The 16,313-nt window shown below is 64.9% G+C and carries 11 protein-coding genes; 8 read left to right on the top strand and 3 right to left on the bottom strand.

Annotated features, from left to right (window positions below; all coding sequences use genetic code 11):
• Window positions 1-5 precede the first annotated feature (5 nt).
• The 8 genes from CAG00_RS20765 to CAG00_RS20800 all read left to right on the top strand — a co-directional run bounded on the left by CAG00_RS20765 (window position 6) and on the right by CAG00_RS20800 (window position 9,627).
• On the top strand, window positions 6-3,005 hold the full coding sequence (locus CAG00_RS20765) for a serine/threonine-protein kinase (RefSeq protein WP_305880054.1): 3,000 nt from the start codon (window positions 6-8) through the stop codon (window positions 3,003-3,005).
• Window positions 3,005-3,709, top strand: coding sequence for an ATP-binding cassette domain-containing protein (locus CAG00_RS20770; protein ID WP_085665234.1), 705 nt, complete (start codon window positions 3,005-3,007; stop codon window positions 3,707-3,709). Before CAG00_RS20765 ends, CAG00_RS20770 begins: the two co-directional genes overlap by 1 nt.
• On the top strand, window positions 3,709-4,911 hold the full coding sequence (locus tag CAG00_RS20775) for an FtsX-like permease family protein (RefSeq protein WP_085665235.1): 1,203 nt from the start codon (window positions 3,709-3,711) through the stop codon (window positions 4,909-4,911). Before CAG00_RS20770 ends, CAG00_RS20775 begins: the two co-directional genes overlap by 1 nt.
• Window positions 4,904-6,700, top strand: coding sequence for an SUMF1/EgtB/PvdO family nonheme iron enzyme (locus CAG00_RS20780; RefSeq protein ID WP_085665236.1), 1,797 nt, complete (start codon window positions 4,904-4,906; stop codon window positions 6,698-6,700). Before CAG00_RS20775 ends, CAG00_RS20780 begins: the two co-directional genes overlap by 8 nt.
• 71 nt (window positions 6,701-6,771) lie before the next feature.
• On the top strand, window positions 6,772-7,677 hold the full coding sequence (tagQ, locus tag CAG00_RS20785; RefSeq protein ID WP_085665237.1) for a type VI secretion system-associated lipoprotein TagQ: 906 nt from the start codon (window positions 6,772-6,774) through the stop codon (window positions 7,675-7,677).
• A gap of 126 nt (window positions 7,678-7,803) precedes the next feature.
• Entirely contained in the window at window positions 7,804-8,697 is an 894-nt protein-coding gene (locus tag CAG00_RS20790; protein WP_038408275.1) for a hypothetical protein, read from the top strand.
• The gene (locus CAG00_RS20795) at window positions 8,694-9,134 is read left to right on the top strand and encodes a hypothetical protein (protein WP_085665238.1); all 441 of its coding nucleotides are present in this window, start codon (window positions 8,694-8,696) and stop codon (window positions 9,132-9,134) included. The genes CAG00_RS20790 and CAG00_RS20795 overlap by 4 nt, the downstream gene beginning before the upstream one ends.
• A gap of 31 nt (window positions 9,135-9,165) precedes the next feature.
• Complete coding sequence (locus CAG00_RS20800) at window positions 9,166-9,627, top strand: hypothetical protein (protein ID WP_085619128.1); 462 nt, start codon at window positions 9,166-9,168, stop codon at window positions 9,625-9,627.
• Window positions 9,628-11,031: 1,404 nt separating this feature from the next.
• Here CAG00_RS20800 and CAG00_RS20830 read toward each other — a convergent pair.
• The 3 genes from CAG00_RS20830 to CAG00_RS20840 all read right to left on the bottom strand — a co-directional run bounded on the left by CAG00_RS20830 (window position 11,032) and on the right by CAG00_RS20840 (window position 16,141).
• Window positions 11,032-11,568 (bottom strand): Bro-N domain-containing protein, encoded by a 537-nt coding sequence (locus tag CAG00_RS20830; protein WP_085665243.1) that lies wholly within the window; start codon window positions 11,566-11,568, stop codon window positions 11,032-11,034.
• 196 nt (window positions 11,569-11,764) lie between these two features.
• Window positions 11,765-13,015, bottom strand: coding sequence for a ribonucleotide-diphosphate reductase subunit beta (locus CAG00_RS20835; protein WP_024087598.1), 1,251 nt, complete (start codon window positions 13,013-13,015; stop codon window positions 11,765-11,767).
• Window positions 13,016-13,261: 246 nt separating this feature from the next.
• Entirely contained in the window at window positions 13,262-16,141 is a 2,880-nt protein-coding gene (locus CAG00_RS20840; RefSeq protein ID WP_025340287.1) for a ribonucleoside-diphosphate reductase subunit alpha, read from the bottom strand.
• Window positions 16,142-16,313: the final 172 nt, after the last annotated feature.

The raw sequence follows: 16,313 nt of genomic DNA on the forward strand, positions 1-16,313 counted from the left end.
CGAACATGCAGATTCCCGGATTCGACATCGACAGCGAGATTGGCCAGGGCGCCATGGCCAGTGTCTACCTGGCCACTCAGCGCTCGCTGCAGCGCAAGGTGGCGCTGAAGGTGATGGCCGCGAGCCTTGCCGCCGACCCTACCTTCTGCGAGCGCTTCCTGCGCGAAGGGCGCACCCTGGCGCGGCTGGCGCACCCGCACATCGCCACCATCCATGACATCGGCAACGTCGGCGAGCTGTACTACATGGCCATGGAGTACCTGCCCAGCGGCACCCTCAAGGAGCGCATCGCCGCCGGGCTTGCACCCGAGCAGGGCTTGCTGTACGTGCGGCAGATCGCCCAGGCGCTGGGTTATGCCCACGGCCAGGGGTTGGTGCACCGCGACGTGAAACCGGCCAACATCCTGTTCCGCGCCGACGGCACGGCGGTGCTCTCGGACTTTGGCATCGCCAAGTCGCTGGATGACCGCACCCAGTTCACCCAGGCTGGCTTCGCCGTCGGCACCCCGAGCTACATGAGCCCGGAGCAGGCGCGGGGCATGGACATCGACGGCCGCGCCGACCTGTATGCGCTTGGGGTGGTGCTGTACGAGATCCTTGTCGGCGAGCTGCCCTACCGTGGCACCGATGCGTTGTCGACCGCACTGGCCCACCTGACCGAGCCACTACCGGAGCTGCCCATCGAGCACGGGCGCTACCAGGACATCCTGCGCGGGCTGCTGGCCAAGGACCCCGATCAACGCTTCGCCGATGCCGACGCGTTGCTGGCCGCACTCGACCGCTTGCCTGCCGATGACCAGGACAGCACAGTGATCCGGCCGTTGCCGGTCGCGATGCCGGGCAAGGCAGACCTTGGCGGCTTGACGCCGGTGTCCATCGATATTCCGCAGGCCACGGCCGAGCCGGTCGCCTCACCCACGCCTGCAAAGGAGCCGTCCCGGCCCAGGCCCGTTGCGCCGCCGAAACCAGCCTCGGGCATGCCGGCCAAGGCCATGCTGGCTGTGGCCATAGCCGCGGCACTGGGCCTGGGCGCGACCTTGTTCTGGTTGCGCAGTGGCAGCGACCAACCGGATGTGCAGCCGCCCGTGGCGCAAACCGCGAGCGAACCGCTGACGCCAACCGCTCCACCGCCAGCGGCCAGCGAAGACGGCCGGCCTTTGTTGATGCCGGGCAAGAAAACCCTGTTCCAACGCGTGCTGAGCAAGCCCGAAGTGCAACTGCGCGCACGGCCCGGTGACAGCGCGGGTGAACCGCTGCCGGCGTTCTCGGTGCTGTACGTGTACCAGCGCAAGGACATCGACGGCCAGCCCTGGCTGGAAGTTGGCGCCTCCAGCAGCGGCCAGCGCGACGGCTGGTTGCCTGCGGCGCAAACCAGCGACTGGAAGCAAAGCCTGGTGCTGAAGTTTACCGAGCGTTCCGGCCGTTCACCGGTGATGTTCATGCGCCAGGCCGATGACCTGCAGCAACTGCTCGACGACACCGGCAAGGCCCGCGCCGACCTGCTCAAGGCGCAGAACGAGCCCGACCAGGTGCCCCAGGTGCTGGCCCTGGAGCCCGCCGCCAGCGCGGTGCCGCAGAACCAGTTCTACCTGATGCCGATCTTCGACTACCGCGAAAGCTTCGGCGCCGACGGCCAGCCGGTGCAGTTGCTCAATGTCGCCTCCATCGACCCCGGCAGCAGCGTTCGCAGCCAGGCGGCCACGGCTGCCGGTGCGGCCGTGGCAACGGAGAACCGCTTCCGTACCGGCATCGTCCTGGTGGTCGACACGTCGGTGTCGATGCAACCCTACATCGACCGCGTGCGCCAGGTGGTCAGCGAACTGCAGGCGCAACTGGCTGCACGGGGCGAGCTGGGCAATGTCAGCTTCGGCCTGGTGGGCTTTCGCAACAGCGTCAAGCGCACCCCGGGCCTGGACTACCTGAGCAAGACCCTGGTCAGCCTGGAGGAGGGCCGCGACCCGGCGCGCTTCCTCAAGGCTGCCGCGCAGGTCAAGGCCACCAGCGTCTCCAGCCATTCGTTCAACGAAGATGCCTTTGCCGGCGTGATGCAGGCCGTGGAGGGCATGGACTGGTCGGGCTATGGCGGGCGTATCGTCCTGCTGGTCAGCGATGCCGGTGCCCTGCGCAAGAACGACCCCTACAGCAGCACACAGATGAACGAGGCCGAGGTTCGCCAGGCTGCGTTGAGCAAGCAGATCAGGATATACGCCCTGCACCTGCGCACCCCGGCCGGTGCGAAAAACCATGGCGCTGCCGAAAGCCAGTACCGCGTGCTTACCGCCGACAGCAACCCGCAGATCGGTGACCTGTACGTGGCTGTGCCGGGCGGTGATGTGGGCGCCTTTGGCGAGCGCGTGCGCGAGATCGGCTCGACGTTCGCCGAACTGGTGCACCAGGTGCGTGAACAGCAGCCGCAGCCGTTGCCCCAGTTGGGCTCGGGCGCGAGCCTGGCGGCGAAGTCCCAGGCGATCGGTTATGCCATGCACATGGACTTCCTCGGCCGTAACGGCGCCAGCCAGGCGCCGCAACTGGTCAGCGCCTGGGCCGCCGACCATGACCTTGCCAACCCGGCGTTGCCGAGCCTGCAGGTGTGCGTGATGCTGACCAAGCTGCAGCTCAATGACCTGCAGCAGTCGCTGAAGCTGATCGTCGATGCCGCGCGCAAGACCCGCAGTTCACCGGGTGATTTCTTCAACGAGATCGCCAGCGCGAGTGCCTACATGAGCCGCGATCCGGGTGCCCTGCGCAAGGGCGCAAACCTGGCCCAGGGCGGGGTACTGGGCGAATACCTCGAAGGCCTGCCGTACCGCAGCAAGTCCCTGAGCATGACCGAGGACCTGTGGCTGTCGCTGTCGGTGGCCGAACAGGAGGATTTCATCGACGAGCTGGACTCGAAGATCCGCCTGTACGAAACCTTCCACAACGACATGGCCAACTGGGTGCGCTTCGGCAAGGCCGAGCCGGGCGATGCCCTGTACCGTGTTCCGCTGTCGACGCTGCCGTGATGATCAGCCTGCACGCGGTGCACAAGACGCGCGGCCAGGGTGCCCAGCGCTACAGCCTGCAGATCGACCGGCTGCAGCTGGCGGCAGGGGCACGGGTGGCCCTGGTCGGCCCCAGCGGCTGCGGCAAGAGTACCTTGCTCGACCTGCTGGCGCTGGTGCTGGCGCCGGATGCCGCCGAGGGCTTCGTCTTCGCCGGCACCGATGTGGCTGGCCTGTGGCGCCAGCGCCGCCTCGATCAGTTGGCGGCGCTGCGCAGCCGCCAGCTGGGCTATGTGCTGCAGGCCGGCGGATTGCTCGGTTTCCTCGATGTGCGCGGCAATATCAGCCTGCCACGGCAGCTGTTGGGGCTGGGCGAGGACGGCAGCGTCCAACGCCTGGCCGAGGCGCTGGACGTGCGTGACCAGCTGGCCAAGAAACCTGCCGCGTTGTCGCTGGGGCAACGTCAGCGGGTCAGCTGCGCCCGGGCCCTGGCGCATGCGCCGGCATTGTTGCTGGCCGACGAGCCTACCGCGGCGCTGGACCCGGTGAACGCCGAGCGGGTCATGCAGTTGCTGCTGCGTGAAGCACAGGCGCGCCAGGTGACCTGCGTGCTCGCCACCCATGACGAAGCGCTGGCGCGCCGGGCCGGGTTGAGCGTGCTGCGCATGGCCTGCCGGCGCGATGCCGACGGCGGCGTCACCGCCACCTTGGCGCAGGCCGTCTGATGCGCCCGTGGCTGATCGCCGGCCTGGCCTGGCAGGACTACCGCAACGATGCGCGGCTGTCGGCGTGCAGCGTGCTGGCGCTGGTCGCGGTGATCGCGCCCTTGCTGGTGCTGTTCGGTCTCAAGTTCGGCCTGGTCGGCAGCCTGACCGAGCGGCTGCAACGCGACCCGAGCGTACGCGAGATCATTCCCTTGGGCGGGGGCCGTTTCCGCGCCGATTTCATCGATGCCCTGGGGCAGCGACCGGACGTCGCCTTCGCCATCGCGCGGACCCGGCAGATCGCCGCCACTGCAGAGCTGCTGCTGCCTGCCAAGGGGCGTGCGGTAACCGTCGAGATGCTGCCGACCGCTGCCGGTGACCCCTTGTTGCAACAGGTGCCGCCGCCGCAGGGCCTGCAGCAGGTGGTACTGAGCTTTACCGCTGCCGAGAAGCTCGGTGCCGCTGCCGGTGATGAGCTGCAGGCCAGCTTCAGCCGGCAGCAGGCCGGCCAGGTGCAATGGCGCCAGATGCGCCTGCAGGTAGCTGCCGTGCTGCCGTTGGCGGCGTTCGAGCGCGATGGCCTGTTTGCTTCCCTGGCCCTGCTCGAAGCGGTCGAGGACTACCGCGACGGGCGCGGCGTGCCGGCGCTGGGCTGGCCGGGCGAGGCCGCAGGCAATGATGCGCAGCGGATATACCCGGCGTTTCGCCTGTATGCCCGTGGGCTGGCTGATGTCGAGACGCTGCGCGCCTACTTTGCCGAACGCAAGTGGCTGGTATCGACCCAATCAGCGCAGATCGCCCAGGTGCAGGCGCTGAGCCGCAACCTTGACCTGGTGTTCTGGATCATCACCAGCCTGGCCGTGGCCGGTGCCGTGGCAGCCATCGCCGCTGGCGCGGTGGCGGCGGTACAGCGCAAGCAGCGTGAGCTGGCGGTGCTGCGCCTGCTGGGGTTCGGCACGGCCGCACTGCTGCTGTTCGTGGTGCTGCAGGCGCTGTACAGCGGCGTGCTGGCGGCCGCAGTTGCCGGCGGCCTGTATTTGCTGGCCGAGCAGGGCCTCAACCGGATCTTCACGCAGGTGCCAGGCGAATACGCCAGCCATCTGTTGCCCATGCATTACTTCGTTGCGTTGTCTGCGGTGCTGCTGGCCAGCACAGCCGCTGCTGCCCTGGGTGGCTGGCGGGTGACGCGCATCGATGCCAGTCAAGGAATTCGTGATGTCTGAACTTCGCCTCGGGGCTACGGCCCTGCTTCTGACCACGCTGGGCCTGGCGGCCTGTTCGCCGGGTACCGACGAGCCGCCTGCCAATTCGGCCAAGCCGGCCAACGCCGCTGCCGCCAGCACCCCGGCACAGCCGGTCGACACCAGCAAGCTGGACAACCCCAAGCCCTTGCCAGGCGACGTCAGCCTGCCGCTGCCATGCGGCGGCGAACTGGTACTGCGCAGCGTCTACGTGCTGGCCCAGGGCAGCCTGGACGACCGCGAGGTCAACCTCGGCTACCCGTTCAGCGAGGGCGAGGCCGGCTACCAGCAGTCGTTCATTTCCGGTTATCGGCGTGACTTCATCAATGGCCAGTTCAGCCTCCAGGACCTTTCGCCCGCCTGGCAGAAGGCTGTCGCCCCCAACCTGCCCGTACTCGACCAGGTTGGCCCGCTCAAGCCGATGATGTATTTCATCGGCAAGTACGAGGTCAGCGCCCGGCAGTATGCCCAGGTGATGGCTCAGGCCCAGACGCTGGCCAGCGGCGAGGCGGCGCCGGCCTGTCAGCCCGATACCACGGCGGCGGGGCGCCTGCCCAAGGTCAAGCTGTCGCGTTTCGAGGCCGAGCGCTTTGCCGCGGTCTACAGTGCCTGGCTGCTCAAGCATCACCGTGACCTGCTGCCGATCAGTGGCCGGGGCAGCAAGGCCGAGGACGGCGGGGTCGGTTTTGTGCGCCTGCCCACCGAAGTGGAGTGGGAGTTCGCTGCCCGTGGCGGCTCTGCGGTAAGCCGCCAGGAACTGGAAGGGCGGCTGTTCCCGCGCAAGGTCCAGGGTAGTGACAGCGACGGGCCGCTTGGCGACTGGGCAGTGTTCAACCAGGTGGCTGGCGGCACCGGGCAGGCCGCACGCCTGATGCCGATCGGTACCCGGCTGCCGAACCCGCTGGGGCTGTTCGATGTGATCGGCAATGCCGCCGAAATGGTTCAGGAGTCGTTCCAGCTGGTGCATGCCGGCCGCTTGCAAGGCGCCTATGGCGGCTTCGTGGTCAAGGGCGGCAACTACCTGGAAGGCGAGGGCACGCTGTTTACCGGCATGCGCCGCGAGTACCCGCTGTTCGGCGCTGACGGTACCGAACAGCGCAACGAGACCACGGGCTTCCGGGTGGCCATCGGCGCCTTGTCGGCACCCCGTTCGCGTTACCAGGAACTGTTCGAGCAGTGGCAAAAGGAAGGGCGCCTGGCCAGCCTTACCGACGATATTGATGCCGTGCAGGACCCGACCAAGCGCCTGGACAGCATCATCGCCGCCACCGCCGACCCGCGTCAGCAGGCCGAGCTGGGGCTGGTCAACGAAGAACTCAAGCGCAGCGTTTCGCTGATCGGTCGCCAGCGCGAAGAGGCTGCCGGCAACCTGATCCAGTCTGCCGCGCTGGTGGCCGAGACCATCAACAACTACAACATTCGCCTGACCAACCTGCGCAACACCCAGGCCGAGGCCAAGGCGCGTGGCGACCAGACCACCGTGAGCATGTACGCCGCAGCCATCGCCAACGGCCGCGCCGCCCTCGATGGCGCCGTGGCGATCTACATCGACAACCTGGCCAGTGGTACGCGCTACACCGATGCGGTGATCCAGGCGCAGTTCCAGCGGGTCAAGGAAGAACTCAACCGCAAACCGGTCCTGGGCAAGAGCCTGGTGAGCCGCGCGACCCTGTTCGTTCGCCATGTTGGGGAGTACCGCCAGAACCGGCGGGCCGACCCGGCAACGATCCTCAAGGAGCTCCTGGCATCGGCCGCCGCGCGGCCTTCGTAGTGGCTTCTGCCTGACGCAACCGCGGGGTGGCATGAAGCCCCCCGTTTTAACCACCCACGTGAGAAAGTGACATGTTCAAGACCATCTTCACGGCTACCCATGCCCGTTCCGCCCTGCTGCTCGCCGCCGGTTTCAGCACTGTTCTGCTGGCAGGCTGCTCCAGCTCTCCGGTGTCCAAGGTTGGTGCCACGACCAAGGTCGAGTACTACCCGAGCTGCTACGAGCCCGTGCAGCACCTGCGCTCCACCGACGGTGACATGACCCGCTCGGTTGCCACAGGCGCCGTCATCGGGGCCCTCGGCGGTGCCTTGACCGGCGCCTTGGTCGACGGCGACAACCGCGGCCGCAATGCTGCCATCGGTGCGGCGGGTGGTGCCCTGGTGGGCGGTGCGGCCGGTTACTACACCGAGCGCCAGAAGCAGATCAGTGACGACAAGCAGCGCATTGCCTCGTACGCCACCGACATCGACAAGAGCGCTGCCGACCTGGACCGCACCACGGCCTATGCCAAGGCTTCGCAGAGCTGCTACCAGCGTGAGTTCACCAGCCTGATCGACGGCCGCAAGGCCAACCGCATCAACGACACCGAAGGGCGCAAGCGCCTGGCCGAGATCGTCTCGGGCCTGCAGGAGTCGAACAAGCTGCTGGCCACCGTCAACGGCCGCGTTGCGGAAAACCTCGACAACTACACCCAGGCCTACGAGCAGGACCTCAAGCAGGTTGGCGTGGCCCGTACCGAGGTAGCGACCGTGGCTGAACCGCCCAAGACCACCACTGGCAAGAAGAAGACCCAGGCCGTCAAGGTGAACACGAACGTGCCGCAAGAGGCGGTCGCCACCGAGAAGACCCTGCAGAAGGCCACTACCAAGAAAGCCGAGGCCCAGCAGGTGGCCAATGCCGGCGTCGACCAGGTCAACAAGATGTGCCGCAGCCCCGACATGGGTGACTGGGCGCCGGTGCCTTGCCCGAACGTGTAACCCACGCTCCGTTGCGCTCGCGCCGGTGCACGTGCAGCCCCCTGGCAGGTCGCCTGACCTGCACGGGGCGTGCGTGGGCCGGCGCAGCGGCTTTTGTAATCAAGGAGAGTTGTCGTGACTGATCTGATGTCCGGCGCCCTGGGCGGCTACCGGCAGCAAATGGCGCGTCAGCGGCTGTTGTTGACCGTCGACCAGCAGAAGCTGTTCAGGGCCATCGATGCCGACCCGGGTATCGTGGGTGCTGGTGTTGTGTATATCGATGCCGAGTACAACGTGATCGTGCTGCGCGAATTCAAGCCTATCTGCAGCATTGCGCCCAAGCGTGTGATTCTGCAGGAGGCAGCACCTTACAAGTCACCTGAACAGTTCATGACCCAGCTGCAAACCGGCGCGCGTGAGCGCAAGGTGATGGCAGAGGCCGTGAACGCCAGTCTGGGTTGCCTCTCGGCCTATCTTGGTTGGGTCGTCATGTTCAGTGGCACCATTGCCGTACCGTTCACTGGCGGCGCCAGCATGGTGTTGACGGCGGTCGGTTATGCCGCCGCGGCTGCGGGTACCGGGCAGTGCATGATGGGCGGGTACCGAGTGTTCAACGAAGTGTTCGACCCAGGGCAGAACGACTGGCTCGACAGTAACGACACGGTCCAGACCGTGATGAGCATACTGGACGGCGTCGCGCTGGCAGGTGTGGGCGCATCGAGCCTGAACACCGTGCGGTTCCTGCAGGCTCGCAAAGCGGCTACCGGCAAGGGCTGGAGGGAGCTGTTCCATAGCCTGTCGCGGCAGCAACGCAAGGCGCTGGCCGAGGAGCTTCTGCTCATCAAGCATCCGTCGCTCACTGCCAAGCAGCTCAAGCTGAAGCAAGCGGCGGGTACTGCGATCAAACGTTTTACCCCTACCGAAATTCAGCATGCCACGCGTACCTTGATCAAAGACTCGATAGGCGGCTTGTCGGGCTTTGGCAGCAGTAGCTTCGTGCAATCGGTTGCAGTGGGGCTTTACGAGGAGATTACCGAGTGACCCGTGACCAGGAGCTGCAAACGTTTCTTTCCCGTTATTTCGGCGTGTTCATTGCCGAGTTTTTCTTTTCCTGCATGGCGCTGGGTGGCACCGTCTCGCTGGTGTTCTCCACCTATATGCGCAGCTCAGACCCTGAACTCTCGGTGATGGTGCTGGCGGCAGCCGGTGTAGTGAGCACCGCCTCGCATATCGCCATGGTGCGTGGCTTTGCCTGGGGCGTGCGCGGTGTGATCGGCATCCTCGTGGTTGCCTTGCTCGCCGCATTGCCCAGCTACGGTTATCGCCCGCACATGGGGGCGTACATTTCCGTCCTGGTGTTCGGTTTGCTGGCTCTGCTGATCATCAACAGCCAGCGTTACCGCGAGATGCGCGTGCGCCTGGTGGAGTATCGGGACATCCGTAAATTCAACCGTCGCGCGGCTAAAACCTCCAAATGACACCTTTCTCTGATGTAACGAGGGGATCGGGATGAATCTGCGCCGAAAGCGTACCTGGCTCGGTGGTTTGCTATTGCCCTTGCTCGTTGCTTGCAATGGCCATAAGGTCGAGCGTGTCGTGGTCTATGAGAATAACGTCCATCACTGGCGCATCGAGCACGTGGTGGAGCAGAACTGGCCGGTGGGGCCTCGCCAGTATTATCAGGTGTTTCTCAAGGACCGCCTGCTGATCCTGCCTGCCAATGTGTTCAACGACGAGCGCGACATTAGTGAGTTCGTTGCTGCGGGCGGTTTCGACATCAGCAACTGGCGCAACGACACGATCATCGTGGCGTTCGAGAACGTGCAAAAGCGCGAAGGTGGCAACGAGCATTTTGTCCGCTCGCTGATGATCACCCCGGAGTACAAGGAAGGGGAGGTGATACTGAGCGACATGGCGAGCCATATGCAGATCGTGGTGCAGCGGGTGGAGCCGGTTGGGGAGGGGAAGTAGCAGGGCAGTGGTGTTGTAGGCAAGCAAATGAACTAGCTGTGGATGTCACCGGCATTTGTGGGAGCGGGCAAGCCCGCGAAGCAGGCGCCTCGGTGGATGGCACCGGCTGCGCCGGTGTTCGCGGCTAAAGCCGCTCCCACAGGTTCACCATGAACTTGAAGCCAGCGCAGTACCTGTGGGAGCGGGCAAGCCCGCGAAGCAGGCGACGCGGTGCATGGCACCGGCTGCGCCGGTGTTCGCGGCCACGGCCGCTCCCACAGGTACAGCGTGATCCCGAAGCCAGCGCAATACCTGTGGGAGCGGGCAAGCACGCGAAGCAGGCGACGCGGTGCATGGCACCGGCTGCGCCGGTGTTCGCGGCTAAAGCCGCTCCCACAAGTACAGCGTGATCCCGAAGCCAGCGCAGTACCTGTGGGAGCGGGCAAGCCCGCGAAGCAGGCGACGCGGTGCATGGCACCGGCTGCGCCGGTGTTCGCGGCCACGGCCGCTCCCACAGGTACAGCGTGATCCCGAAGCCAGCGCAATACCTGTGGGAGCGGGCAAGCACGCGAAGCAGGCGACGCGGTGCATGGCACCGGCTGCGCCGGTGTTCGCGGCTAAAGCCGCTCCCACAAGTACAGCGTGATCCCGAAGCCAGCGCAATACCTGTGGGAGCGGGCAAGCACGCGAAGCAGGCGACGCGGTGCATGGCACCGGCTGCGCCGGTGTTCGCGGCTAAAGCCGCTCCCACAAGTACAGCGTGATCCCGAAGCCAGCGCAGTACCTGTGGGAGCGGGCAAGCCCGCGAAGCAGGCGACGCGGTGCATGGCACCGGCTGCGCCGGTGTTCGCGGCCACGGCCGCTCCCACAGGTACAGCGTGATCCCGAAGCCAGCGCAATACCTGTGGGAGCGGGCAAGCACGCGAAGCAGGCGACGCGGTGCATGGCACCGGCTGCGCCGGTGTTCGCGGCTAAAGCCGCTCCCACAAGTACAGCGTGATCCCGAAGCCAGCGCAGTACCTGTGGGAGCGGGCAAGCCCGCGAAGCAGGCGACGCGGTGCATGGCACCGGCTGCGCCGGTGTTCGCGGCCACGGCCGCTCCCACAGGTACAGCGTGATCCCGAAGCCAGCGCAATACCTGTGGGAGCGGGCAAGCACGCGAAGCAGGCGACGCGGTGCATGGCACCGGCTGCGCCGGTGTTCGCGGCTAAAGCCGCTCCCACAAGTACAGCGTGATCCCGAAGCCAGCGCAGTACCTGTGGGAGCGGGCAAGCCCGCGAAGCAGGCGACGCGGTGCATGGCACCGGCTGCGCCGGTGTTCGCGGCCACGGCCGCTCCCACAGGTACAGCATTAACCCGAAGCCAGCGCAGTACCTGTGGGAGCGGGTTCACCCGCGAAGAGGCCCGCCCAGGCAAACCCGCCGCTTAAACCCCATGCAACCGCAGCGCCCGCTGCGCACACTCCCGCCAACTCAACTTCGGCTTCTCTACCGGCAGCAGCTGTTGCATTTCCCCAGCCAGCACCACCGGCATATCCCGCATCCTCACCCAAGGCTCACTCTGCCAATACAACAACGTCGCGCTCCGCCCCCCAGGCCAGCACATCTGCCCCAGTCGCGGAACATCCTCCACCCCGTCCTCCTGCCGATCACGCAGCACCGCCACCACCTCATGCGTCAGCCACCAGCGCAAATGCCGGTTCTCCGGCACATGGTGATGCGCCAACAAGGTATAGGCCCCGGATTCGCTGACCATCGTGGTTTCCTGGTATTTGCCATAGCGCAGCAACTGCACGGAGCGGTACTGATCCGGGTCGAGCTTGCGCATGCAGTGTTCGTCGTAGAAGTGCCCGCTCAACCGGCCGAGTTCGTGGGCGCAGAACCAGGCTTGGGATTCGAGCCAGAGGGTGTGGAGGGGGCGGTTGTGGCGGGTGAAGAGGGTAGGTGTATTGAAACTGTCCATCTTGGCCATCCTGATTTGGAGAGCCGCTGCTAACGGGAACGGAATACCGCTGCGTGAGCGTTCTTAAGCGCCGACAGACGTTATCGCGACGATACAAAAGTCACAATGAGAACCTTGTAGGAAGCTTCCTCTTCGGCTTTTCCCGGCCAATAAAAAAGGCTGCCAATCGGCAGCCTTCTCTATGCTCGCTCGGATATCAATCCCAGCTCAACGCCCCACCAGTCTGATACTCGATCACGCGGGTCTCGAAGAAGTTCTTCTCTTTCTTCAAGTCCATGATCTCGCTCATCCACGGGAACGGGTTGGTAGTCCCCGGGTACTCTTCCTTCAGGCCAATCTGGGTCAGGCGACGGTTGGCGATGAACTTGAGGTAGTCCTCCATCATCGCTGCGTTCATGCCCAGCACGCCGCGTGGCATGGTGTCACGGGCGTATTCGATCTCCAGCTGGGTCCCTTGCAGGATCATCTGGGTCGCTTCTTCCTTCATCGCCGCGTCCCACAGGTGCGGGTTCTCGATCTTGATCTGGTTGATCACGTCGATACCGAAGTTCAGGTGCATCGACTCGTCACGCAGGATGTACTGGAACTGCTCGGCCACGCCGGTCATCTTGTTGCGGCGGCCCATGGACAGGATCTGGGTGAAGCCGCAGTAGAAGAAGATGCCTTCCAGTACGCAGTAGTAGGCGATCAGGTTGCGCAGCAGCTCTTTGTCGGTTTCGACGGTGCCGGTGTTGAACTCCGGGTCGGAGATGGCGCGGGTGTACTTCAGGCCCCAGGCGGCTTTCTTCGCTACCGATGGGATCTCGTGGTACATGTTGAAGATCTCGCCTTCATCCATGCCCAGCGACTCGATGCAGTACTGGTAGGCGTGGGTGTGGATCGCCTCTTCGAAGGCCTGGCGCAGAATGTACTGGCGGCACTCCGGGTTGGTGATCAGGCGGTACACGGCCAGGGCCAGGTTGTTGGCTACCAGCGAGTCGGCAGTGGAGAAGAAGCCGAGGTTGCGCATGACGATACGGCGCTCGTCTTCGGTCAGGCCGTCCATGCTCTTCCACAGGGCGATGTCGGCGGTCATGTTGACCTCTTGCGGCATCCAGTGGTTGGCGCAGCCGTCCAGGTACTTCTGCCAGGCCCAGTCGTACTTGAACGGTACCAGCTGGTTGAGGTCGGCGCGGCAGTTGATCATGCGCTTTTCGTCAACACGCACGCGGGCGCCGGAGCCTTCCAGCTCGGCCAGGCCTTCGGCGATGTCGAGGTCGTTCAGGGCAGCCTTGGCGCGCTTGACGGCGTCGGAGTCGTCAGCGGTGGCGGCACGGGCTTCCAGGGCGGCGGCACCACCGGCGCTGTCGAGCTTGTCGAGGGTGGCGGCGGCAGCGGCCTGCGCAGGGGTGTTGCCTTTGGCGGCTACTTCGCCGTCTTCTTTATCGAATTCGTCCCAACTCAGCATGGTGAGATGCTCCTGCTTGAGGGCCATCTATCAAGTATGGCCGGTGGATCTTGGTTGCGGTGCGGTGCACGCAAATCTGAGGTGCCCGAAAAGGGCTGGCCGCGGCTTTGTAGCCACGGCTTGTTGTGTCTGGCTGTGGAGAGGCGGCGGGAGTGCCGGCCTCATCGCGGGTGAACCCGCTCCCACAGGGTCCGCAGTGGTGCGGAAAACGCGTTGAGGCTTCCCGCAGGAAGCCTCGGCCTGGCCTTACTGGCAGGCTTCGCAGTCAGGCTCGTCGATCGCGCAGGCCTTCGGCACTGGCGCAGGGCCGGCTGCCTGGACCGGGGCGCTGTCGCCACCGCTGGAAACGGCGTTGAGCTTGCCGGTGTTGATGGTCGACTTCTCGGTGCTGGTCGCGGCCAGGGCACGGAGGTAGTAGGTGGTCTTCAGACCACGGTACCAGGCCATGCGGTAGGTCACGTCCAGCTTCTTGCCCGAGGCGCCGGCGATGTACAGGTTCAGCGACTGGGCCTGGTCGATCCACTTCTGGCGACGCGAGGCGGCATCGACGATCCACTTGGTCTCGACTTCGAACGCGGTGGCGTACAGGTCCTTCAGCTCTTGCGGAATACGCTCGATCTGCTGCACCGAACCGTCGTAGTACTTCAGGTCGTTGATCATTACCGAGTCCCACAGGCCACGGGCCTTCAGGTCGCGGACCAGGTACGGGTTGATCACGGTGAACTCGCCCGACAGGTTCGATTTCACGTACAGGTTCTGGTAGGTCGGCTCGATGGACTGCGACACGCCGGTGATGTTGGCGATGGTCGCGGTCGGCGCGATGGCCATGATGTTCGAGTTACGAATACCTTTCTTGACGCGTTCGCGCACCGGGGCCCAGTCCAGGGACTCTTCCAGGTTGACGTCGATGTACTTGGCGCCACGGGCCTCGATCAGGATCTGTTGCGAATCCAGCGGCAGGATGCCCTTGGACCACAGCGAACCCTGGAAGGTCTCGTACGCACCGCGCTCGTCGGCCAGGTCGCAGGACGCCTGGATGGCGTAGAAGCTGACCGCTTCCATCGACTTGTCGGCGAACTCGACGGCAGCATCGGAGCCGTACGGAATGTGCTGCAGGTACAGCGCATCCTGGAAGCCCATGATGCCCAGGCCGACCGGGCGGTGCTTGAAGTTCGAGTTACGCGCTTGCGGCACCGAGTAGTAGTTGATGTCGATCACGTTGTCGAGCATGCGCACGGCGGTGTTCACGGTGCGTTGCAGCTTGGCGGTGTCCAGCTTGCCGTCGACGATGTGGTTCGGCAGGTTGATCGAGCCCAGGTTGCAGACCGCGATCTCGTCCTTGTTGGTGTTCAGGGTGATCTCGGTGCACAGGTTCGAGCTGTGGACCACGCCCACGTGCTGCTGCGGCGAACGCAGGTTGCACGGGTCCTTGAAGGTCAGCCACGGGTGGCCGGTCTCGAACAGCATCGACAGCATCTTGCGCCACAGGTCTTTGGCCTGGATGGTCTTGAACACCTTGATCTTGTTGTACTCGGTCAGGGCTTCGTAGTACTCGTAGCGCTCTTCGAAGGCCTTGCCGGTCAGGTCGTGCAGGTCTGGCACTTCCGAAGGCGAGAACAGGGTCCACTTGCCGTCATCGAAGACCCGCTTCATGAACAGGTCAGGGATCCAGTTGGCGGTGTTCATGTCGTGGGTACGACGACGGTCATCACCGGTGTTCTTGCGCAGCTCGATGAATTCTTCGATGTCCAGGTGCCAGGTTTCCAGGTAGGCACACACGGCGCCCTTGCGCTTGCCACCCTGGTTGACGGCAACGGCGGTGTCGTTGACCACTTTCAGGAACGGAACCACGCCCTGCGACTTGCCGTTGGTGCCCTTGATGTAGGAGCCCAGTGCACGCACAGGAGTCCAGTCGTTGCCCAGGCCACCGGCGAATTTCGACAGCATGGCGTTGTCGTGGATCGCGTGGTAGATGCCCGACAGGTCGTCCGGCACGGTGGTCAGGTAGCAGCTGGACAGCTGCGGGCGCAGGGTGCCGGCGTTGAACAGGGTCGGGGTCGAGGCCATGTAGTCGAAGGACGACAACAGGTTGTAGAACTCGATGGCACGGGCTTCTTTGTCTTTCTCTTCCAGCGCCAGGCCCATGGCCACACGCATGAAGAATACCTGCGGCAGCTCGAAGCGCACGCCATCCTTGTGGATGAAGTAGCGGTCGTACAGGGTCTGCAGGCCCAGGTAGGTGAATTGCTGGTCACGCTCGTGGTCGATGGCCTTGCCCAGGCGGTCCAGGTCGTAGCCTTTCAGGGCCGGGTCCAGCAGCTCGAACTCGACGCCTTTGTCGATGTAGGCCGGCAGGGCCTTGGCGTACAGGTCGGCCATTTCGTGGTGGGTGGCGCTCTCGGCCACGTTCAGGAAGCCCAGGCCTTCGGCGCGCAGGGTGTCCATCAGCAGGCGGGCGGTAACGAACGAGTAGTTCGGCTCGCGCTCGACCAGGGTACGGGCGGTCATCACCAGGGCGGTGTTGACGTCCTTGATGGCCACGCCGTCGTACAGGTTCTTCAGGGTGTCGCGCTGGATCAGGTCGCCATCGACTTCGGCCAGGCCTTCGCAGGCTTCGCTGATGATGGTGTTCAGGCGGGCCATGTCGAGCGGCGCCAGGCTGCCGTCGGCCAGGGTGATGCGGATGCTTGGGTGCGGCTCGACCACGGACTCGGTGTTGACGCGGGTGGCACGCTCCTTGGCGCGCTGCTCGCGGTAGATCACGTAGTCACGGGCGACCTTCTGCTCGCCGGCGCGCATCAGGGCCAGTTCGACCTGGTCCTGGATTTCTTCGATGTGGATGGTGCCACCCGATGGCATGCGACGCTTGAACGTGGCGGTGACCTGCTCGGTCAGGCGCGCGACGGTGTCGTGGATGCGCGACGAAGCGGCGGCGGTGCCGCCTTCAACTGCGAGGAACGCCTTGGTGATGGCCACGGTGATCTTGTCGTCGGTGTAGGGGACGACAGTGCCGTTACGCTTGATCACACGCAGTTGGCCGGGAGCGGTGGCGGCCAGATCCTGGTTGGAATCGGCGGCCTGCGGCACCTTGGCCTGCGGGTTCTCGCGAGTTGTGTCGGTTTGCATGGGTGGGTGTCTCCACAGTTTCTATATTGTTCAGGCGCCTTTTGGGCGCCCACCGTTCCGTCCACTTGCTCGATGGCCCGGCGGGGATGGGCAATGCATGCGCATCCGCCCGCGCGGGCGTACCAACTTCGGGACAGACTCAGGAATAAGGGCAATTGGCTCGCCGCTCCCT

The organism is Pseudomonas sp. B5(2017), from assembly GCF_002112825.1.
In the GTDB taxonomy this organism is placed as follows: Bacteria; Pseudomonadota; Gammaproteobacteria; order Pseudomonadales; family Pseudomonadaceae; genus Aquipseudomonas; species Aquipseudomonas putida_Z.